Below are 20,857 nucleotides of genomic sequence, written 5' to 3'. Positions count from 1 at the left end.
CAGGCGAGACAGCAACGAAGGGTGGTACCACCGGATGGCACCGGCGAAGGTGACGAACGGGCACAACCCGCTCCGTGACCCATCCGATCGGCGACTGCCGAAGATCGCCGGGCCCAGCGGCCTGGTGATCTTCGGCGTCACCGGCGACCTGGCGCAGAAGAAGCTGCTGCCGGCGGTCTACGACCTGGCGAACCGGGGGCTCCTGCCCCCGGCCTTCGGCCTCACCGGGTTCGCCCGGCGGGACTGGGAGGACCAGGACTTCCGCAAGATCGCGCACGACGCGATCTCGAAACACTCGCGCACCCCGTTCGACGAGGGTGTCTGGGAGCAGTTGTCCAAGGGCTTCCGGTTCGTCTCCGGGGAGTTCTCCGACGACTCCGCCTTCGAGCGGCTCGCACAGACCGTGCAGCGTCTCGATGACGAGCGCGGCACGCGGGGCAACCACGCCTTCTACCTGTCCGTGCCGCCCGGGCAGTTCCCGCTGGTGCTCCAGCAGCTCGCGAAGGTGGGCCTGTCCACGCCCGCCGAGGGCACCTGGCGGCGGGTCGTCGTGGAGAAGCCCTTCGGCCACGACCTCACCAGCGCCCGGGAGCTGAACGACGTGGTGGAGCAGGTCTTCCCACCGGAGTCGGTCTTCCGCATCGACCACTACCTCGGCAAGGAGACGGTCCAGAACCTGCTGGCGCTGAGGTTCGCGAACCAGATGTTCGAGCCGATCTGGAACGCCAACTACGTCGATCACGTCCAGATCACGATGGCCGAGGACATCGGCATCGGTTCGCGGGCCGGGTACTACGACGGCATCGGCGCGGCTCGGGACGTCATCCAGAACCACCTGCTCCAACTGCTCGCACTGACCGCCATGGAGGAGCCGGTCTCCTTCGAGGCCGACGAGCTGCGCGCCGAGAAGGAGAAGGTGCTCTCCGCCGTCACCATCCCACGGGACATCGGACGGCACACCGCCCGCGGTCAGTACGAGGCGGGCTGGCAGGGCGGCGAGGAGGTCCTCGGCTACCTGCAGGAACAGGGCATGAGCACCGGCTCGATCACCGAGACCTACGCGGCCATCCGCCTCGATGTCGACACCCGACGCTGGGCCGGGGTGCCGTTCTACCTGCGCGCCGGCAAGCGCCTCGGCCGCCGCGTCACCGAGATCGCCATCGTCTTCAAGCGGGCGCCACACCTGCCGTTCGACCTGAACGAGACCCAGGAGCTCGGCCAGAACGCCATCGTGATCCGCGTGCAGCCGGACGAGGGCGTGACGATCCGGTTCGGCTCGAAGGTGCCCGGCACGGCCATGGAGGTCCGCGACGTCACCATGGACTTCGGCTACGGGCACGCGTTCACCGAGTCCTCCCCCGAGGCGTACGAACGGCTCATCCTGGACATGCTCCTTGGCGACCCGCCGTTGTTCCCGCGCCAGCGGGAGGTCGAGCTCTCCTGGCAGATCCTCGACCCGATCATCGACCACTGGGCGAAGCACGGGAAGCCGGAGCAGTACCGTCCGGGCACCTGGGGCCCACCCTCGGCCGACGCCATGCTGGCCCGCGACGGACGCACGTGGAGGCGACCATGATCATCACCCTCGAGGACACCACCAGCTCCGCCATCGGTGCCAGGCTCGTGGCGCTGCGTGAGGAGGGTGGCGCCGTGGCCCTCGGCCGGGTGCTGACGCTGGTCATCGTGGCGACCGGCGACGACGTCGAGTCGGCCGTGGCGGCCGCCAACGACGCCAGCCGGGAGCACCCGTGCCGGGTGATCGTGGTCGACCCGGGCGACGGACGCAGGGCCGCCGGGCTGGACGCCGAGATCCGGATCGGCGGCGACGCCGGGGCCAGCGAGGTCATCGTGTTGCGCCCGTTGGGTGCCGCCCGCGACCAGGTGGACACGCTCGTGGTCCCACTGCTGCTGCCCGATGCGCCCATCGTGGTGTGGTGGCCGCACGAACCGCCCGAGAACATGGCGGCCGACCCGCTCGGGGCGATGGCCCAGCGCCGGATCAGCGACGTGGGCACCTGTGGCAAGCCGATCGAGCACCTCGGCGGGCTTGCCGACACCTACGCCCCGGGCGACACCGACCTGTCCTGGGCCCGCACCACGTTGTGGCGTGGCCTCGCCGCCGCGGCGCTGGACGAGCCGCCCTACGAGACGGTCCGGGCCGTGCGGGTCATCGGCAGCCGGGACCGCCCGTCGACGCACCTGTTCGCGGCGTGGCTCGCGGCGAACCTGAAGGCCCCGGTCACCATCGAACACGACCCGGAGGCGTCCGCGATCACCGGGCTCGACCTGGAACGGCGCACCGGGTCGATCACGATGCGCCGCCCGGAGGGCAGCGCGGTGGTGACCGTCACCCAGGACGGCACACCGACGCAGCAGATCGCCATGGCCAAGCGACCGATCGCCGACTGTCTGATGGAGGATCTGCGCCGGCTCGACCCGGACGAGACCTACGCCCGCAGCCTGCTCAAGGGCCTGCCGAAGGTGGCCGGGGAGTGAGTCCGGTGGACGTCGACGGCCCGGCCCACCACGGGCCAGCGCGCGCCGTGGTGGTGCACCCGTCGGCCGACGCCCTGGCCGAGGCCACCGCCGCTCGGCTGCTCCTGGCCATCCTCGACGCCCAGTCCGTGCGCCACCCCGTCCACGTCGCGCTCACCGGCGGCACGGTCGGGATCCGGCTCCTCGAGCGGGCCCGGCAGACGCCGTTGGCCGACGCCGTCGACTGGACCGGGGTACACCTGTGGTGGGGCGACGAACGGTTCGTGCCGCGCGCCGACCCCGAGCGCAACGAAGGTCTGGCCCGAGCGGCCCTGATCGACCACCTACCGATCCCGGCGCAGAACGTCCACCCGATGGCGGCGACCGAGGACGTCGCCACGGCGGAGGAGGGCGCCACCGCCTACGCGGCGGAACTGGCCGCGTTCGGGGGCACCGACGGGCCTCTCGTGTTCGACGTGATCCTGCTGGGCATGGGCCCGGACGCCCACGTCGCCTCGCTGTTCCCTGGCCACCCCGCGCTGCGCGCGACCGGCACGACCGCCGTCGCCGTCCACGACTCGCCCAAACCGCCGCCGGACCGGATCTCGCTGACCTTCGAGGCACTCGAGTCGGCCCGCCAGGTATGGCTCGTCGTCGCGGGCGCGGAGAAGTCGGGCGCGGTGCGCCGCGCCCTCGGCGGTGCCACCGACGCGCAGGAGACGCCCTCCGCCGTCGTGGCCGGACGAGACGTGACGCTATGGCTGCTGGACACCGAAGCGGCCGGAGCCGACCCCGGGCTCGTCTGACGATCGCCCTGCTCTCCGATAAGGTGAGCCGGGCATTTGCCTCACGACATCAAGGGGATGGAACAGGGTGGACTTCGAGCCGGGCCAGGTCTTTGCTGGCTACACCATCGAGCGCGAGCTCGGGCGTGGCGGCATGGGTTCGGTATATCTGGCCAAGCACCCACGGCTCCCCCGCCGCGACGCACTCAAGATGCTCAGCACGTCCCTGTCGTCGGACGAGAGCTTCCGGACCCGGTTCGAGCGCGAGGCCGACCTCGCCGCACAGCTCTTCCACCGGAACATCGTCGCCGTCTACGACCGCGGTGAGTTCGAGGGTCAGCTCTGGATCGCGATGCAGTACGTCGAGGGCACCGACGCCTCGCACGCGATCGCCGACGCCGGCGGCGGTCTCGACCCGGCGCGGGTCGTGCACATCGTCACCGAGGTCGGCAACGGACTCGACTTCGCCCACCGGGCCGGGCTGTTGCACCGGGACGTCAAGCCCGCCAACATCCTGCTCGCCCCCGGTCTGGACCCGGACGATCCCGAGGAGCCGGAACAGGTCCTGCTGACCGACTTCGGGATCGCCAAGGCCATCGACGATCGCGACAACAACCTCACCGGCACCGGCAACATGCTCGCCACGTTGGCGTACGCCGCTCCCGAGCAGATCGAGGCCCGCCCCCTCGGCCACGAGGTCGACGTCTACGCGCTCGGCTGCGTGCTGTACGAACTCCTCACCGGTAGCGTGCCGTTCGTCGCCGACTCACCGTTCGCCAAGATGACGGCCCACCTCACCCAGGACCCGCCGAAGCCGTCCGAGGCCCAGCCCGGTCTGGGCACGAGCTTCGATGCGGTCGTCGCGAAGGCGATGGCCAAGAAGCCCGAGGACCGGTACCAGAGCTGCCGGGCGCTGAGCCGGGCAGCGGCCGCCGCGCTGAAGACACTGACCGAACAGTCCGAGACCGCCACGGTGCTGCAGCCCGCCCGGACGCCGGCGGCCGCCCCCGGCGAGCAGCCCGGCAGCCCGCACCCGACGCCCACGCCGAGCCGGGCACACACCGGCCCACGGCCTCCGTTCACGCTGAAGGTCCGCCGCTACTTCGCCGACGGCCGCCAGAGCCAGGAGGTCGGCCCGGTCGACACCCGGAACGTGCCGATGGCGGACCGCACCGCACTCGAGGCGCTCCTGCACGAGGCCCGATTCTTCGACCTGCCGCCGCGCCTGCCGCTCGAGCGCCAGATCACCGGCGACTACCTCGAGGAGATCACCGTCGGCGCCGGCGAGCGCACCTGGACGGTCGCCTACGAGCACCAGGGGTCGAGACACCCACTCGTGCTGGACCAGATCGCACCGCGCCTGGCCCGCATCGCACCCTGGCACGTCACCTCGGCGGCACCGGCCGCGTACCTGCGCGCGAACAACGCACCGGGCAACCGCAGCTGGTCACCGAACGCCACCATCGGCCCGATCGGCCAGGGCGGCCGCGACACCGGCCCGAACGCGACCGGCCAGGTCCCACCCGTGCCGATGCCGACCGGACCGATCCCGGCCAGTCCGATGCAGACCGGCTCGATGCCGACCGGGCCGATACCGACCGGCGCGGCGCCGACCCGGAGCACCGGCGGCATGCCGAGCTACCTCTCCGCGCCAGCGATGCCGAACGCCCAGCACAGCGGCATCCACGCCGTGGGTCACAAGGCGCCCGTCCGCCGCGGACCGAACCCGGCGATGATCACGGGGTTCGCGGTGGCGCTGGTCGCCATCATCGTGCTCATCGTGATCGCCGCCAACGGCGGGTTCGGCGGCGCGAACGACGATCCCGACGGGATCGAGGCGCCGGCCGAACTCACGATCACCGTGAACGGCGACGGCGAGACGGTCGTCAACTGGAGCTCCGTGCCGGACGCCACCGGTTACGAGCTGGACCGGGACGGTGAGCTCGTCTACGAGGGCACCGCGCGTCAGTTCGTCGACACGGCCCCCAGCGGGCAGGAGTACACGGTGCGTGCCATCGGGCCGGACGGTGAGACCTCGGACGACAGCACCCCCGCCGTCGCCGAAGCGTCGCTGGACCCCGGCAGCTGGGGTGATGCCGAGTTCATGCGGACGGCGTTCCCGAGCCTGGTGCCCGACGGCCCGAACCTGCCCGGTCACAACGACGCCACCTGCGCGCTCGGCAGTTCCGAGCAGCTGCCACAGCCGGACACGGTCGACGCCGCGATCACCTGCACCCAGTCGGACGGCCTGGTGTTCACCCTGCTGCACTTCACCTCGGCGGACGCGTTGGCCACGTTCGGCTCCGATGGTGTGGCCAACGAGGGCTGGTTCAGCCAGGAGTGGTTCTACGACTCCGCTCCGGACGACCCGGCCGGGACCGAGTACGGCAGCCAGGACGGCGTGACCGACCCGGGCTTCATCTACACCACGTTCGTCCACCCCGACCGCGCCCAGTACATGGTGGCCGTGTGGTGGCCCGACCACGAGCGGCTCGACATCCGCCGGGACTGGTGGGTCGGCGCCCCGTTCTGACGGTCCGGCGGCCGATCAGGCGCGCAGGCCGGCGATCGCCTGCGCGACGGCCTGCGCCGTCTCGTAGCGCTGCCCGAGCGGCGCGAGGCAGCGACCGACCACGTCGGCCTCGGCCGGTGACAGTCGCTCGGACAACGTCGGACCGTCGGCCTTCAACACCGTGCGGATGGCCAGCAGCGGCTGGTGCTCCGGCAGGTCGCCGTACAGACCGACACCCGTCAGGACGCGGTGCGCGGTGGCGCCAAGGCCCCAGATGTCCGTGGCGCGCGAGGGTGGCTCCCCCAGCAGCAGCTCGGGATCGACGAACTCGACGGACGTCTCCGGTGCCATGCCCGTCAGCGCGGCACCGGCTGCGAACACCCGAGCCAGGCCGAGGTCGGACACCTTGCCCCCGGTCGGGGTGATCATCACGTTCGCGGGCTTGACGTCGCCGTGCGCCAGCCCGGCCTCGTGCAGGGCGTCGATCGCGAGGGCGGCATGCTCCAACACGGTGAGCGCCTGCGCCCGTTCCAACGGCCGTTCCGGGTTGGCCAGCGAACCCAGCGGGAAGTACTCCATGGCGTAGAAGAACCGGTCGTCCAGCACCGCGTCGTAGACGGTCGCCAGGTACGGCGAGTCGACGGCGGCGAACGCACGCAGCTCCCTGGCGCCGCGTCGGTAGGCGTCCTCTGTGACCTGACCGGCGAAGACCTTGACCGCGACGTACTCGTCGGCGATCCCGAGCCGCGCCGGTGGCCGAGCCAGGAAGAACTGGCCGTGATTGCCGTCCCCGATCGGCCGCACCACCTCGAAGTCGGCCAGAACAGGCAGGTCGCGGACACGCTGATCGCGCAACGACATGTGACTTCCCCAAACGTGGACTCGGTGGGTCACGGACCCAATATCATTCGTGGCAGATCATCTGAAAGTCTATCGGGCGCGTTCCTCCCCCACGAGGGGAATCGTCCCCATCCGACAGCCACAAGGGGTCCGAACGGTCATGCATATCGCGGCGCACGTATTCCTGGCGATCGCCGTCATCATGCTCGTCGCGCGGGTCTTCGCGCGGCTCGCCGGCAAGATCCACCAGCCCCCCGTGGTGGGTGAGATCATCGCCGGGATCGCGCTCGGGCCAAGTGTCCTCGGACTGCTGCCGGGTGACCTCGACACGAAGCTGTTCCCCCCGGAGATCCTCCCGTACCTGGACATGCTCGCCCAGCTCGGCCTGGTGCTGTTCATGTTCATCGTCGGCCTCGAGCTCGACATGACCCTGGTCCGAGGTCGGGAGAAGTTGGCCGGCACGATCTCGTTGAGCTCGGTCATCCTGCCGTTCGCAATGGGCTTCGGACTCACGTTCGTGCTGTACCCGTTCCACAACGAGACGGACGCGGGCCCGGTGCCATTCCTGGGCCTGGCCCTGTTCCTCGGGATCGCGATGGCCATCACGGCCTTCCCGGTCCTCGCCCGGATCCTCACCGACCGGGGAATGCACCGCACCACCACCGGCGTGCTCGCACTGGCCTGCGCCGCCGTGGACGACATCCTCGCCTGGACCCTGCTGGCGTTCGTGGTGGCGGTGGTCCAGGGCGAGGGGCCGGCCGACGTGATCCGGATCGTCGTCCTCACCGCCGCGTTCGCGGCACTGATGTTCGGCATCGTGCGGCCGCTGCTGAAGCGGCTGGTCGACGCCTACCGGCGGGCCGGCCGCCTCACCCCCAACATCCTCGCGATCGTCCTGATCGGCGTGCTGGCCTCGTCGGTCATGACCGATGTCATCGGCATCCACGCGATCTTCGGTGCGTTCATCTTCGGCGCGATCATGCCGCGCCAGGGCGCCGCGGACCTCACCCGGGAGATCCTCGAACGGCTCGAACAGGTGAGCGTCCTGCTCCTGCTCCCGCTGTTCTTCGTGGTCACCGGTCTCAGCACGGACATCGGCGGCATCACCGGCGCCGGGTTCTGGCAGCTGGCGCTGATCATGCTGGTGGCGGTCGGCGGCAAGTTCGGCGGCGCGTTCGTCGCGGCCCGCCTCATGAAGGTGCCGAGCCGGCAGGCCACCGCGCTCGGTGTCCTGATGAACACCCGCGGGCTCACCGAGCTGGTGATCCTGCAGATCGGCCGCCAGCTCGGCGTCCTCGACGGGGAACTGTTCACCCTGCTCGTGCTGATGGCGATCCTGACCACGATGATGACCGGCCCGCTGCTGCGCCGCGTCTACCCGGACCGGGCGATCGCCAAGGACATCGCCGCCGCCGAGCGGGCCGCGCTCGGCGTGGACGAGTCCTACCGGGTGCTGGTCCTGGTCGACGACCCCGCCAGGGCGGACCGGATGGCTGCGATCGCCGGCGCCCTGCTCGGCACCGGCCGCGCCGGCAAGGTCGTGCTCAGCCGGTTCGTGGCCCGCGAGGCCTCACCGGTTGAGCTCGGCGCCGGCCTGTCCACGAACCTCACCCTGATGGCCGCCACCGTCGACGACCTCAACGCCCTCGCCTCCCGTGTGCAGGCCACCGGGGTTCCGGCGACGGTGCTGTCGCGGTTCACCGCGGATCCCTGGTCCGATCTCCTGGGCCAGGCTGACACGGCCGAGGCCGCCGTGCTGCTGGTGGACGCGGACTGGTTCGCCGCCAACGCACCCTCCGGCGACGGAACCGGCACCGACCTGTCCGGGCACCGGTTCAGCGTGGCCGCCGTGCGCCTGCCCGAGGCGGATGCCGCGGACGACGCACCCGTCGTCGTCATCGCCGGCGGCGACCCCGACGGGCGTGGCGCGGTGCTCGCAGGAGCCGCGGCCGCCCGCGCCCGTGGGACGGAACTGCTCCTGCACCTGCCCGACGGGGCCCGGCTCGCCCGGCGCTTCGGCGCCGCCCTGGCGGCGCTGCACGCGGACGGCCTCGGCTACCGCATGGTCGAGCGCAGCGAGGCGGACGCCGCGGGCGCGGCGATCCGGGTGGTGGCAGCAGGCCTGGCCGACGGCGCAGCGTCCTCGCCGGGTACCGCTGCGGTCACGCTGTGGGCGGGTCAGGACGTGGCGGACGCCGAACTCACCGAGGCCCTCGGCGCGCTCGTCACCGAGGACGAGGAGACCACCGGGGCGCCGAGGACCTGAGGTTCCATCCGGAACACAGCCCTCCGGAACCCGGCCGCACGCAGCGTCAACGCAGGCGCGCCGCCGAAGACTCGAACGTGAACGTCCGCTGCCCCACCCGCACGTGCGTGCCCGGGGTGAGCACGAAGTGCTGGTTCGGTGCCAACCGCTGCCAGGACTGCTCGTCCGTGGCCGCCACGTAGGTCCCGTTCGCCGAACCGCGGTCGATCAGCACGACGTCCCAGCCGGAGAGCCGGATCTCCGCGTGCACCCGGGAGAGCGCGCCCGAGGTGTCATCGAGCCGGACCGGGCGAAGCGTGCCCTCGCGGACCGCGGCGTCCGACTCGGGGTTGCGGCCGAGCACGTAGTTGTCGTCCAGCACGAACGTCGCGCCGACGTCGAGCACCAGCAGACCGAGCGGCGGGCGCCGCTCCTCGACGAGCACGCCGGTCATCTGGTCCATCCTGATGCCGCAGACGCGGCAGAACGAGACCCGCGGGTCGTTGAGGTGCTTGCGGGAGCATCGGAAACCCTGGACGTAGTCCTGTGGGCGCTCCTTCACGCCGGCGGCCTTCTCCGCCGCCCTCTGCTGCGCGGTCTGGCGCGGAGCCGGCGCGGCCGGCGGGAGCGGCGCTCGCGGGGGCTCGGCGGGGCCGTCCTGGATCAGTTCGGACAACCGTGGCGGCGCGAGTGCGGCCGCGGGAGTGCCCGCTGACGGAGGCGGTGGCACCACGGGAGCACCGGACGGCGGCGGCACGGGGGTACCGGACGGCGGCGGCGGCACGACCGGGGTGCCGGCGGAGGGCGCCGGCGGCACCACCGGAGTACCGGCGGACGGCGCCGGCGGCACCACAGAGCTCACCGAGGGCGGCGGCGGCGGCACGGACCGTACCGAGGGCGGCGCCGGTACGGACCCGGCCGCCGGGGGCGGCGGCACCTGAGCACCGGCCGACACCGGAGCGCCGGACGGCGGCGGCGGACCGCCCGCACCCTCAGCCATCGGCTCGCCGTCAGCCGGGGCCTCGCCGCCAGCCACCGCCTCACCGGACGCGGGCTCGGCAGCCATCGCCTCGCCGTCGGACATCGCCTCGGCGTCGTAGGCGGCCGACGAGAGGGTCGCGGACGAGCCGGGCACGGGCCCGTGGGCGCCCGGGCCGGACGGCACCGGCACCTCGGGCCCGGCCAGGTGGCTCCCGGACGCGGCCGGGACGTCGGCGACGGCCGGCTCGCTCATGTGGTCGGTGACCGGCCCGAACAGCAGCCCGCCGCCGGGCGTCACGCCGCGGTGGAAGCCGGCCCAGGCCGGCATCGGGCCATCGGCGGACGCGAGCGCGTCGGCGGCGTGCTCGGGGATGTCCAGCTCGCCGTCGGCATCGTCGTCGGCGATCAGCTGCAGAGCACCCGCGGGCCACGGCAGCAGCCGGTCCACGGTGAACGCCGCATCCTTGCCGAACAGCGCGACCCGGTCCTCGGGCGACGTCGCGGCATCAGCGCCGCGCTCGGTGACGCTGATGTCGCCGTACAGGAAGATCGCGACGCCGTTCTCGCTGGCGGAGATGGCCCCGAACCCCGGGGCGACCCCGTTCGTCTCCTCGAACCGGCTCAGCCAGATCGACAGCTGCCGGGCAAGGTCGCGCCCCGGCGCCGTCGGCGCGGTCCGGGAGGACGTCTGGATGCGCTCGAGCAGGTCGTTGGCGGCGTCCGGGTCGGTCCCGGGGTCGGTGCGGATGATCGCGACCACCCCCGGCAGACGCACCAGGTGATGGCGGCCCGGGTGGACCCGTGCCGGGACATCGTCGAAGTTCACCTTCACAGGAAACGACCTCCATTGAAGCGCCAGCGGATGAACGGGACCCGCAGGGGTCCATTCTGGACCGCCCAGATGAGGAACCACGTGGTGCAGAACTGGATCACGAACGCCCAGCCCGGCACCTGCCCGACGCCGGGGATCCAACCGAGGTTGATCAGCAGCCAGATCAGCAGGCCCTCGTTGATCCCCGTGAACAGACCCCAGCTCGTGGGCCAGTCCTTCTCCCACCGGAACTGCTGGAGGAAGTGGTAGAGGAACTCCCAGAGCACGCCGAGCACGATGACCGTGAGCAGGATGATGAACGTCGTCCGGTAGCTCTCGCCCAGTGGTGCGCCGGTCGGCAGCACCGGGGTGATGATCAGCGTCCAGATCCCGCCCAGGACGGCGGTGACGAGAATCCGTGATTGGAGTCGCCCGTTGAGGGTGGGTAGCACGGTTCGCCTTCCTAGATCGGCCGGTTCCGGGCCCAGCGCCACCACTGGGCGATGGATCGACCCGGACCCAGTTTCTTCACGAAGCCCAGTCGGGCGAGGTCGTCCGCGATCTCCTGCGCTGAGATCTGCAGACCGAGGAACGTGTCCACGCCGGGGAAGGGGCCACCGAGGGTCGAGCTCCCGGAGGCGTACAGACGCCCCGGGCGGCTCCGGGTGCCGATCACCTCGAACTGCGTGCTCACGTCGAGGCGGCCCTTCGGGTTCCGCCCGGCACCGCTGTGGTCGAGCAGGTCGGCGAGCACGCGGCTCTCCCGGATGTCCGCCTCCAGACCGGTGCAGTCGACCACGAAGTCCGCGTACTCCTCGAGCGCGCCGTGCTGCGTGCTCATCGCGACCACCACGCCGGAGCCGTTCGGTCCCGGGCGGAGCGAGTCGAACGCGCCCTGCATCTCGCGGTACCAACCCTGTGACCGGCCGCGCTTGAGCTGCTCGAGCCAGTTCTTCCGGAACGGCGTGTTCGTGCCGCCCATCTCCTCATAGGCCTGCGCGCGGGCGTCGCCCTCGAGCTTGGCCATCTTCTCCTTGAGCTGACCGCCCCAGACCGACTTCGGGTAGTTGAAGCCCTGATAGGCCCAGCCATGGCCGCCGGGGCGCCGGTTGAAGACGTTCTTCCCGTGCGGTCCGGTGTAGAACGTGCGGAACACCTGGAGGATCTCCGTCTGCAGGTTGTACTTGTCCCGGTCGTCGATGAGCCGCTGCAGCACCCGCGAGGCGACGATGCCGCCACCGCGCACGATCACCTTGCCCGGGCGGATCCGGAGCTGGTCGTAGACCTGCTCGTGCGGCTCGTAGGCGTTGACCACCTTCGTGGGGTCGCGGTAGCGCTCCCGGTAGTCCTGCAGGTCCTTGAGCAGCCTCAGACCGGGGTACCCGATCGCGATGTGCACGTACTGGCTCTGGTAGGCGATCCGCTTGGTCTGGGCGGCCCCCGCGGGCGGGGTCAGGATCGTGTAGTACCCGCCGCCCGCACGCCGGCGGACCATCCGGACCTGCCCCTTGCGCACCGACTGGAGGTAGCCGATCCGGTTCATCTCCTTCTCCATCGCGGAGAACGCCTGGCCGGCCCTCGGGGTGAAGTAGTTCGTCAGGATCGGCTCCGTGAACACGTTCCAGAGCGGCCACACGAACTCCTTGAGGTTCTTCGCCGCGAACGCCTCGGAGAGCGCATAGGACGGGAAGCCCCAGATGTTGTCCGGCCGCGACTGGGAGTCCGAGCGCAGCCGCTCGTTGCGCGGGATCTGGGAGACCCGCGTCAGGTACTCGTAGCTCTGCCACGGCACGTCAAGACCGGTCAGGACCACGATCTGCTGCGCCGGCACCCCGTAGATCCGCAGATAGTCCACGGTCACGAAGGAACCGATGCCGCCGCCCACCGTCACGAACGGCACCGGCACCACGGGGATGCCCGCGCGCGCGACCATCTCGTCCGTCCAGATGTCGGTGTCGATGAGTTCCGGGGTGAGGTCACCCGGTTCGGTCGTCGGTGCTGCGGATTGCGGGAGTGGCTGATCGCCGCTCATCCGTTCTCCCTTCGATGCAACGTGTTCTCTGTTCACGCAGGGCGAGGATCGCCCGCAGGAAGCACGCTATCGACTCCACGCAACCGATGCCGCCGCTTTCCGGCGGTCCGCGCGGGCAGATCGCCCCATCGACTCCCCTCGACGGTCACCGTAGCGGATGCGTCCTCACCCCTAGTCAGCGCCCGCGCCGTTTGTCAGGATCGAGGCATGGACATAGAAGGATGGACAGAAGTCGACCGCTACTTCGCCGACCGCCTGCGCCCTCGCGACCACGCCCTCACCGAGGCCGTCGCCGCCGGCTCCGAGCTCCCGCAGATCCAGGTCTCCGACCTGCTCGGCGGACTGCTCGGCGTGTTGGCCCGGACCGTCTCGGCCCGGCGCGTCCTTGAGGTCGGGACCCTGTTCGGATTCTCCGCGATCCACCTGGCCCGGGCGCTTCCCCTGGACGGCAGGCTCATCTCGCTGGAGTACTCCGCCGAGCACGCCCGGATCGCCCGGGAGAACATCGAGCGGGCCGGCCTGCAGGACCTGGTCGAGGTGCGGGTCGGGGCCGCGTTGGACACGCTGCCGGGCGTCGCCGCGGACATCGACGCACCGTTCGACCTGGTCTTCATCGACGCCGACAAGCAGAACAACCCGGGCTACCTCGATTGGGCGTTGCGCCTGACCCGGCCCGGCGGGCTGATCATCGTGGACAACGTGGTCCGCGGCGGCGCCGTCGCCGACCCCGACAGTGACCGCCCGGATGTCCGGGGCACGCGCACCATGGTCGATGCCGTCGCGACGGCGGTCGCCGAGCAGCGCCTCGACGCAACCGCATTGCAGACCGTCGGGAGCAAGGGATACGACGGCATCCTGCTCGCCTACGTGCGCTGATGTCGGATCCACGGACGACCGTGCTGGCGCTGCGGCCACCACGGAACAGGTACGACCACCGCGTCGTCGCCTGGTGGCGCTGGAGCGCGATCTGCTGGACCGCGGTGGTCGCACTCCCCCTCGTGATCCTCGGCATCATCATCGCTCCGGCCCGCACCTGGCTGCTCGGGCCGGCCGCCGTCGTGATCGTGATCGGCGCAGCCCTCGCGGTGGCGCTGCCCCAGTGGTGGTACGCCAAGCACCGGTGGGAGGTGACCGAGCACGCCGTCTACACCCGCACCGGCTACTTCTGGCAGACCTGGCGGGTCGCGCCGATGAGCCGGATCCAGACGGTGGACACCACCCGCGGGCCGCTGCAGCGGGCGTTCGGGCTCGCCACCGTGGTGGTGACGACGGCGTCCGCGGCCGGCCCGGTGTCGATCGCCGGGCTCGACGACGAGCAGGCGACCGAGATCGCGCACGAGCTGACGATCGTCACCGACGCGACCCCGGGCGACGCGACGTGAGCGCACCCGAGGAGGAGTCCCCCACGCCGCCGGGGGACGACGGCGGCCCGAACCCTGAGGACTGGCACCCGCTCGACCGCCGGACCGCGCTCGTCACGGCGATCCTGCTGTTCGCGATCTTCGCGGGAAGCTCGGTGCTCATCGTCATCCCGATCTGGGCACAGAGTGACGCTGGCCCGGCCGCGCTCGCCTGGTGCGTGGCCGGCACCGTGCTGATCACGGCGGGTTCCGCCGTCGCCGACCACCTGCGCTGGCGCACCACCCGGTACCGCCTCACGGACACCCGCCTGGAGATGCACAGCGGCATCCTGTTCAAGCGGCGCCGGTCCCTGGCCCGGGAGCGGATCCGGAACGTGGACCTGACCGCCAACATCCTGCTGCGGGCGTTCGGGCTGGTGCGCCTGTCCATCGGCACCGGGGAGAAGGTCAGCGAGAGCGAGGGTCAGTCGATCGTGCTCGACCCGGTCGCCAGGGCCGAGGGCGAGCGCCTGCGCACGGACCTGCTCCGCCGCGCCGGGCCCGCCGCCGATCCGGCCGACGAGACGGCGCTGGCCGTCTGGTCCCCGCGGTGGATCCGGTACGTCCCGATGTCCGTCTTCACCTTGCTGATCGCCGCCGGCGCGGCGGGCGCCGTGTTCCAGGTCGCGGAGTGGTTCGGCGCACCCGAGCTGCCGGTGGCGTGGGCGCGTTCGCTCGCGGACCGGTTCGGCGCCTGGCCCGCGCTCCTGGGTGCCATCGTGGTGTTCGTCGTGGCCGGCGCGGTCGGCCTGACCGCGCTCGGGGTGGAGTCCTGGTGGAACTACCGGCTGGAACGGGCCGACGGCGCGCTCCGGGTCCGACGCGGCCTGCTCACCTCCCGCTCGACCAGCTTCGAGGAGTCCCGGGTCCGAGGCGTTGAGCTGGTCGAGCCGCTCGGCATCCGCCTCGCGGGCGCGGCCCGCCTGGACGTGCTGGCGACCGGCCTGCGCGCGGACGCGGAGAAGCAGGACGCGGCCACGCTGGTGCCGGGATCGCCGCGGGAGGTTCCCCTCGCGGTGGCCGAACGAATCCTCGGCGTGCCGTTGCCGGCGGACCTGCGCCCGCACCCGCGCGCGGCACGCAACCGCCGCCTGTTCCGGGCCGCCCTGGTGATCGTCGGGCTCGTCGCCGTGGTCTGCGTGCTGGTCGTCGCGGTACGCCCGACGGCGTTCTGGACGTCGGTCCTGATCGTCGCCGCCGTGGTCGGCTCGGTGATCGCGGTCGCAGTCGCCGTGGACGGCGCCCGCAGCCTCGGGCACGCGCTCACGCCAGACCACCTGGTGGCCCGGCACGGCAGCATCCGACGGAGCACGGCGGCGCTGTCCCGGCCGGGGATCATCGGCTGGCGGATCCGGCAGTCCGTGTTCCAGCGCCGGCTGGGCGTGCTCACGGTGACGGCCACCACGGCCGCGAGCCGCGGCAGGTACTCCGTCGTGGATGTCGGGTCGGCCACCGGTCTCGGCCTCGCCGACGAGGCCGTGCCGGGGCTGCTGCGACCGTTCCTGATGTCGGCTGAACCGATGGGCGCCGACACGGAGGGTGTCGGCGCCCGTGGGGACTAGGCGGGCCGGCGGCCACAGTCGCGGGAGCGGTGTGGTTCCGACGTACCAGGTACATCGCAATCGCACCGGAACGGGGCTGGTCGCAGGCCCGACCTCCGAACCGGCCCAGTCAGGCCCGCAAGGGCAGCCCGGCCCGAACAGGCCGCCCGCGTGGGTCAGCCGCCGCGCCGGGCCCGCAGGGCCGCGAGGGCCTCGTCGAGGAGCGCGGCGCCGTCGGAGTCGGTCCGACGCTCCTTCACGTACGCGAGGTGCGTCTTGTACGGCTCGTTCTTGGGAGCCGAGGGCGGGTTCGCCTGGTCCTGACCGGCGGGCAGCCCGCAGCGTGGGCAGTCCCAGGTCTCCGGGACCACCATGCCGGGCTCCTGCGCGAAACTCGGCCGGGTCTCGTGACCCGACGCGCACCAGTAGGAGATCCACACCCGCGGTGCGGCGTCCCCACGCTCAGCCTCGCCCATCGGTCCGGCGCCGACGCGCGAACCTCGAATTGCACTACCACCAGCCACGTGAAGACTCCCTGCTCAGATCGTGAACTTCTGGATGAGACCCAACAGCACGACCACAACGCCCCAGATCACGGCGGAGCCGATCGTGATCCGATTGAGGTTGCGCTCGGCCACTCCGGACGAACCGAGGCTGGAGGACATGCCACCGCCGAACATGTCGGAGAGGCCACCGCCCTTGCCCTTGTGCATGAGGATCGTCATGATCAGCACGCCGCTGGTCATCACCAGCAGGACCTGCAGGATGATGGTCATTACCGTCACGTCGTCAGTACTTCCTCACGTCTTATGGGCATGCGCGGACGGCGCACAACCTTGGAACCCTCGGTGAGTTTACGCGATCGGCGCGGGGACTTCACGCGTTGCCCCCGCGCCGACGCGGACACCTGTCTACAGACCCACGTCGTGGGACTGGTACCGCGCGATCGCGGCGAACTCCGTCGGGTCGAGACTCGCACCACCGACGAGCGCGCCGTCGACGTCCGGCTGGGCCATGATCGTGGCCACGTTGCCGGACTTCACCGACCCGCCGTAGAGGACCCGGACGGCGTCGGCGACCTCCGCCGAGTACAGCTCGGCGAGCCGGCCACGGATCGCGCCGCAGACCTCCTGGGCGTCCTCCGGGGTCGCGACCTCGCCGGTGCCGATGGCCCACACCGGCTCGTAGGCGATCACGGATCGGGCAGCATCCTGCTCGGAGATCCCGTCGAAGGCACCGTCCACCTGGGCGAGGGTGTAGGACACCTGGTCGCCCGCCTGACGGACCTGGAGGCCCTCGCCCACGCAGACGATCGGGATGATGTCCGCGGCCAGCGCCGCCTTGGCCTTCGCACCCACGAGCGCGTCGTCCTCAGCGTGGTACTGGCGGCGCTCCGAGTGACCGACGACGGCGTAGCCCACGCCGAGCTTGGCCAGCATCGCCGCGGAGATCTCGCCGGTGTAGGCGCCCTTGGCGTGCGCGGAGATGTCCTGCGCGCCGTAGCCGATCTCGAGCTTGTCGGAGTCGACCAGGGTCTGCACCGAACGCAGGTCGGTGAACGGCGGGCAGACCACGACCTCGACGGCCTTGAAGTCGTGCTTCGCGTCCTTGAGGGTCCAGGCCAGCTTCTGGACGGTGTGCGTTGCCTCGTGGTGGTCGAGGTTCATCTTCCAGTTCCCCGCCATCAGCGGGGTGCGGTTCTTTGCCATCTTCGGTGGTGCCTTCCTGCTTCGTCCGGTCGGGGTCAGTTGAGAACGTCGATGCCGGGCAGGACCTTGCCCTCGAGGAACTCGAGGGAGGCTCCGCCACCGGTGGAGATGTGGCTGAAGCCGGCCTCGTCGAAGTCCAGCTGACGCACCGCCGCCGCCGAGTCACCGCCGCCGACGATCGTGAACGCGCCGGCCGCGGTCGCGTCGACGAGGCCCTGTGCGACGGCCTTCGTGCCGCCGGCGAACGCCGGGAACTCGAAGACGCCCATCGGGCCGTTCCAGACGACGGTCCTCGCCGACGCGATCGCCGCGGCGAACGCGGCACCGGACTCGGGTCCGATGTCCAGACCGATCTGGTCGTCGGGGATCTCGCTCGCGGGCACCACGGTCGCCGGGGAGTCCGCCTTGAACTCGGGCGCCACGATGATGTCCGTGGGCAGCACGATGTCCACGCCCTTCTCGGCGGCCGTGGCGAGGTAGCCCTTGACCGTTTCGATCTGGTCCTCCTCGAGCAGCGACTTGCCGACGCTGTACCCCTGGGCGGCGAGGAAGGTGAAGACCATGCCGCCGCCGATGAGGAGGCGGTCCGCCTTGCCGAGCAGGTTCGCGATCACGCCGAGCTTGTCGGAGACCTTGGACCCGCCGAGGACGACGACGTAGGGCCGCTCCGGGTCGTCGGTCGCGCGCCGCAGTGCCTCGATCTCGGTCTGCACGAGACCGCCGACGGCGGCGGGCAGCTTGGTCGCGACGTCGTAGACGCTGGCCTGCTTGCGGTGCACCACGCCGAACCCGTCGGAGACGTACGCGTCCGCCAGCGCGGCGAGGTCGTCCGCGAGGGCGCCGCGCTCGGCGTCGTCCTTGGAGGTCTCGCGGGCGTCGAACCGGATGTTCTCGAGAAGCACGACGTCACCGTCGGAGGCGGCTGCGACGGCGGCCTGCGCGCCCGGGCCGATCGTGTCGGACGCGAGGACGACCTCCTGGCCGAGCAGCTCACCGAGGCGGGTCGCCACGGGCGCGAGGGAGTACTTGTCCTCCGGCGCACCCTTCGGGCGACCGAGGTGAGCCGTCACGACGACCTTCGCTCCGCCGTCGACCAGGGTCTTGATGGTGGGCAGGGCGGCGCGGATGCGGCCGTCGTCGGTGATCGTGGTGCCGTCCAGCGGCACGTTGAAGTCGGAGCGGACGAGCACGCGCTTGCCGCGCAGGTCGCCGAGGTCGGAGATGGTCTTCATGGTTGCCACGGTTCCCGTGGATCCCTTCTGGGAGTGGTTCGGTTCGGGACATGACGACGCCCGCGTACACACCGGTACGCGGGCGCCATCATGAGCGGAGCGAGGGTCAGAGCTTCTCGCCGACGTAGACCGTGAGGTCCACGAGACGGTTCGAGTAACCCCACTCGTTGTCGTACCAGGCCACGACCTTGACCTGGTCGCCGATCACCTTGGTCAGGCCGGAGTCGAAGATGCTCGAGGCCGGGTCGGTGACGATGTCGGTGGAGACCAGCGGGTCCTCCGAGTACACGAGCAGGCCCTTGAGCTCGTCGGTCTCGGCGGCCTCCTTGACGGCGGCGTTGATCTCCTCGACCGTGACCTCGCGGGAGGCGGTGAAGGTGAGGTCGGTGGCCGAGCCCGTCGGGACCGGCACGCGCAGCGCGTAGCCGTCCAGCTTGCCCTTGAGCTGCGGGAGCACGAGGGACACGGCCTTGGCCGCGCCGGTGGAGGTCGGGACGATGTTCAGGGCGGCGGCGCGGGCGCGACGCGGGTCCTTGTGCGGGCCGTCCTGCAGGTTCTGATCGGCCGTGTAGGCGTGGATCGTGGTCATCAGGCCACGCACGATGCCGAACTTCTCGTCCATGACCTTGGCCAGCGGCGCGAGGCAGTTGGTGGTGCAGGACGCGTTCGAGATGATGTGGTGGTTCGCCGGGTCGTACTCGGTGTGGTTCACACCGACCACGAAGGTGGCGTCCTCGTTCTTCGCCGGGGCGGAGATGATGACCTTCTTGGCGCCCGCGTCGATGTGCGCCTTGGCCTTGGTTGCGTCCGTGAAGATGCCGGTCGACTCGATCACGATGTCCGCACCGAGCTCGCCCCAGGGCAGAGCGGACGGGTCACGCTCGGCGAGTGCCTTGAACGTGTGGTCACCGACGGTGATGGTGTCCTCGCCGTAGGACACGGGTCGGTCCAGCCTGCCGAGGATCGAGTCGAACTTCAGCAGGTTCGCCAGGGTCTCGTTGCTCGTCAGGTCGTTGACACCGACGACCTCGATGTCAGCACCGCTGGCCAGGACGGCGCGGTAGAAGTTCCGTCCGATGCGGCCGAAGCCGTTGATTCCGACGCGGATGGTCACGTTTTCCTCCTCGCGCGCTCACTGCGCGCATAGCGTCTGTCGGTCTTCGCGCTCACGCGCGAGTTTGTGGGGAGTGTGATGACCCTTCGATTGTTGCTTCATGGTGGGTCATTCACCAGATCCAAAGGTACACCCGCTCCAGGGCACCGCTCCCGTGCCGAAGGTCGGAACGAGGGTGGGTGTTCACATGTCGAGCATGTCCTGCGTCAGGTTGCTCTCGGTGTCCGGGATGCCCTGCTCCGCGGCCTTCTTGTCGGCCATCGCCAGGAGCCGGCGGATCCGCCCGGCGACGGCGTCCTTCGTCAGCGGCGGGTCGGAGATCTGCCCGAGTTCCTCCAGGCTCGCCTCCTTGTGCTCCAGCCGCAGCCGGCCGGCCTTGAGCAGGTGCCCGGGGACGTCCTCACCGAGGATCTCGAAGGCCCGCTCCACGCGCGCACCGGCGGCGACGGCGGCCTGTGCGGAGCGGCGCAGGTTCGCGTCGTCGAAGTTGGCGAGCCGGTTCGCGGTGCCGCGCACCTCCCGGCGCATCCGCCGTTCCTCCCAGGCCATCACCGCGTCATGGGCTCCCATCCGGGTGAGCATGGCGCCGATCGCGTCCCCGTCGCGGATCACGACGCGGTCAACGCCGCGGACCTCCCGGGCCTTCGCGCCGATGCCGAGGCGCCGGGCGGCGCCGACGAGTGCGAGCGCGGCCTCCGGGCCGGGGCAGGTCACCTCGAGGGCCGAGGAACGGCCGGGCTCGGTGAGGGAGCCGTGGGCGAGGAACGCGCCCCGCCAGGCGGCGACGGCGTCGCCGAGACTCGCGTTGACGACGTGCGGCGGGAGACCGCGCACCGGTCGTCCCCTGGAGTCGAGCAGGCCGGTCTGCCGGGCGAGTGCCTCGCCGTCCTTGACCACGCGGACCACGTACCGGTTCCCGCGCCGGAGCGCTCCGCCGGAGACGACGATCACCTCGCTGGTGTGCCCGAAGACCTCGTGGATGGCCTGCCGGAGCCGGCGTGCGGCAATGCCGGTGTCCAGCTCGGCCTCGATCACGATCCGCCCGGAGATGATGTGCAGACCGCCGGCGAACCGCAGGGTCGCCGCCACTTCGGCCTTGCGCGCGGACATCTTGTCCACGCGGAGCCGGGCCAGCTCATCCTTCACCTCGGCCGTCAGGGACATGAGGGTCATCCTCCCA

The 20,857-nt window shown here is 71.0% G+C and carries 18 protein-coding genes; 8 read left to right on the top strand and 10 right to left on the bottom strand.

Features of this window, described 5'->3' with window-relative positions; all coding sequences use genetic code 11:
* Positions 1 to 34: 34 nt before the first annotated feature.
* The 4 genes from zwf to GKS42_RS11400 all read left to right on the top strand — a co-directional run bounded on the left by zwf (position 35) and on the right by GKS42_RS11400 (position 5,793).
* Positions 35 to 1,576, top strand: coding sequence for a glucose-6-phosphate dehydrogenase (gene zwf, locus GKS42_RS11415; RefSeq protein ID WP_154793926.1), 1,542 nt, complete (start codon positions 35 to 37; stop codon positions 1,574 to 1,576).
* Positions 1,573 to 2,496 (top strand): glucose-6-phosphate dehydrogenase assembly protein OpcA, encoded by a 924-nt coding sequence (locus GKS42_RS11410; RefSeq protein WP_154793925.1) that lies wholly within the window; start codon positions 1,573 to 1,575, stop codon positions 2,494 to 2,496. Before zwf ends, GKS42_RS11410 begins: the two co-directional genes overlap by 4 nt.
* Positions 2,493 to 3,281, top strand: coding sequence for a 6-phosphogluconolactonase (gene pgl / locus GKS42_RS11405; protein ID WP_232848019.1), 789 nt, complete (start codon positions 2,493 to 2,495; stop codon positions 3,279 to 3,281). Before GKS42_RS11410 ends, pgl begins: the two co-directional genes overlap by 4 nt.
* A 67-nt stretch (positions 3,282 to 3,348) precedes the next feature.
* Positions 3,349 to 5,793, top strand: a complete 2,445-nt coding sequence (locus GKS42_RS11400) for a serine/threonine-protein kinase (RefSeq protein WP_210769359.1) — start codon at positions 3,349 to 3,351, stop codon at positions 5,791 to 5,793.
* Positions 5,794 to 5,808: 15 nt separating this feature from the next.
* Here GKS42_RS11400 and GKS42_RS11395 read toward each other — a convergent pair whose 3' ends face one another.
* Complete coding sequence (locus tag GKS42_RS11395) at positions 5,809 to 6,633, bottom strand: serine/threonine-protein kinase (protein ID WP_154793924.1); 825 nt, start codon at positions 6,631 to 6,633, stop codon at positions 5,809 to 5,811.
* Between the two features lie 139 nt (positions 6,634 to 6,772).
* On the opposite strand from GKS42_RS11395, the gene GKS42_RS11390 reads away from it, so the two are divergent.
* Positions 6,773 to 8,878 carry a cation:proton antiporter gene (locus tag GKS42_RS11390; RefSeq protein WP_154793923.1) on the top strand — a complete coding sequence of 702 codons (2,106 nt, stop codon included), beginning with the start codon at positions 6,773 to 6,775 and terminating at the stop codon, positions 8,876 to 8,878.
* 46 nt (positions 8,879 to 8,924) lie between these two features.
* Here GKS42_RS11390 and GKS42_RS11385 read toward each other — a convergent pair whose 3' ends face one another.
* Genes GKS42_RS11385 through GKS42_RS11375 form a run of 3 tightly spaced genes read right to left on the bottom strand, consistent with a single transcriptional unit; the run spans position 8,925 to position 12,681 of the window.
* Positions 8,925 to 10,664: an FHA domain-containing protein gene (locus tag GKS42_RS11385; protein ID WP_154793922.1), complete on the bottom strand. Its 1,740-nt coding sequence runs from the start codon at positions 10,662 to 10,664 to the stop codon at positions 8,925 to 8,927.
* Between the two features lie 2 nt (positions 10,665 to 10,666).
* A complete protein-coding gene (locus GKS42_RS11380) occupies positions 10,667 to 11,101 on the bottom strand; it encodes a hypothetical protein (RefSeq protein WP_154793921.1) in 435 nt (144 codons plus the stop codon).
* Positions 11,102 to 11,112: 11 nt separating this feature from the next.
* A complete protein-coding gene (locus GKS42_RS11375; RefSeq protein WP_154793920.1) occupies positions 11,113 to 12,681 on the bottom strand; it encodes an FAD/NAD(P)-binding protein in 1,569 nt (522 codons plus the stop codon).
* 207 nt (positions 12,682 to 12,888) lie between these two features.
* On the opposite strand from GKS42_RS11375, the gene GKS42_RS11370 reads away from it, so the two are divergent.
* Genes GKS42_RS11370 through GKS42_RS11360 form a run of 3 tightly spaced genes read left to right on the top strand, consistent with a single transcriptional unit; the run spans position 12,889 to position 15,643 of the window.
* Positions 12,889 to 13,557 (top strand): O-methyltransferase, encoded by a 669-nt coding sequence (locus GKS42_RS11370; protein WP_154793919.1) that lies wholly within the window; start codon positions 12,889 to 12,891, stop codon positions 13,555 to 13,557.
* On the top strand, positions 13,557 to 14,063 hold the full coding sequence (locus tag GKS42_RS11365) for a PH domain-containing protein (RefSeq protein WP_154793918.1): 507 nt from the start codon (positions 13,557 to 13,559) through the stop codon (positions 14,061 to 14,063). The genes GKS42_RS11370 and GKS42_RS11365 overlap by 1 nt, the downstream gene beginning before the upstream one ends.
* Complete coding sequence (locus tag GKS42_RS11360) at positions 14,060 to 15,643, top strand: PH domain-containing protein (protein ID WP_154793917.1); 1,584 nt, start codon at positions 14,060 to 14,062, stop codon at positions 15,641 to 15,643. Before GKS42_RS11365 ends, GKS42_RS11360 begins: the two co-directional genes overlap by 4 nt.
* Before the next feature lie 155 nt (positions 15,644 to 15,798).
* On the opposite strand, the gene GKS42_RS11355 is transcribed toward GKS42_RS11360, so the two are convergent.
* From GKS42_RS11355 to whiA, 6 genes are all read right to left on the bottom strand, one after another.
* Positions 15,799 to 16,146, bottom strand: coding sequence for an RNA polymerase-binding protein RbpA (locus GKS42_RS11355; RefSeq protein ID WP_133109147.1), 348 nt, complete (start codon positions 16,144 to 16,146; stop codon positions 15,799 to 15,801).
* Between the two features lie 15 nt (positions 16,147 to 16,161).
* Positions 16,162 to 16,398, bottom strand: a complete 237-nt coding sequence (secG, locus tag GKS42_RS11350; protein ID WP_408637019.1) for a preprotein translocase subunit SecG — start codon at positions 16,396 to 16,398, stop codon at positions 16,162 to 16,164.
* 135 nt (positions 16,399 to 16,533) lie between these two features.
* Positions 16,534 to 17,331, bottom strand: a complete 798-nt coding sequence (gene tpiA / locus GKS42_RS11345; protein WP_154793915.1) for a triose-phosphate isomerase — start codon at positions 17,329 to 17,331, stop codon at positions 16,534 to 16,536.
* Between the two features lie 35 nt (positions 17,332 to 17,366).
* Positions 17,367 to 18,563, bottom strand: a complete 1,197-nt coding sequence (locus GKS42_RS11340; RefSeq protein ID WP_154793914.1) for a phosphoglycerate kinase — start codon at positions 18,561 to 18,563, stop codon at positions 17,367 to 17,369.
* 106 nt (positions 18,564 to 18,669) lie between these two features.
* Entirely contained in the window at positions 18,670 to 19,677 is a 1,008-nt protein-coding gene (gap, locus tag GKS42_RS11335; RefSeq protein ID WP_154793913.1) for a type I glyceraldehyde-3-phosphate dehydrogenase, read from the bottom strand.
* Between the two features lie 183 nt (positions 19,678 to 19,860).
* Positions 19,861 to 20,841, bottom strand: a complete 981-nt coding sequence (gene whiA / locus GKS42_RS11330; protein WP_154793912.1) for a DNA-binding protein WhiA — start codon at positions 20,839 to 20,841, stop codon at positions 19,861 to 19,863.
* Positions 20,842 to 20,857: the final 16 nt, after the last annotated feature.

It is taken from the genome of Occultella kanbiaonis (genome assembly GCF_009708215.1).
GTDB lineage: Bacteria > Actinomycetota > Actinomycetes > Actinomycetales > Beutenbergiaceae > Occultella > Occultella kanbiaonis.
This window is presented reverse-complemented; position numbering and strand designations above follow the sequence as displayed.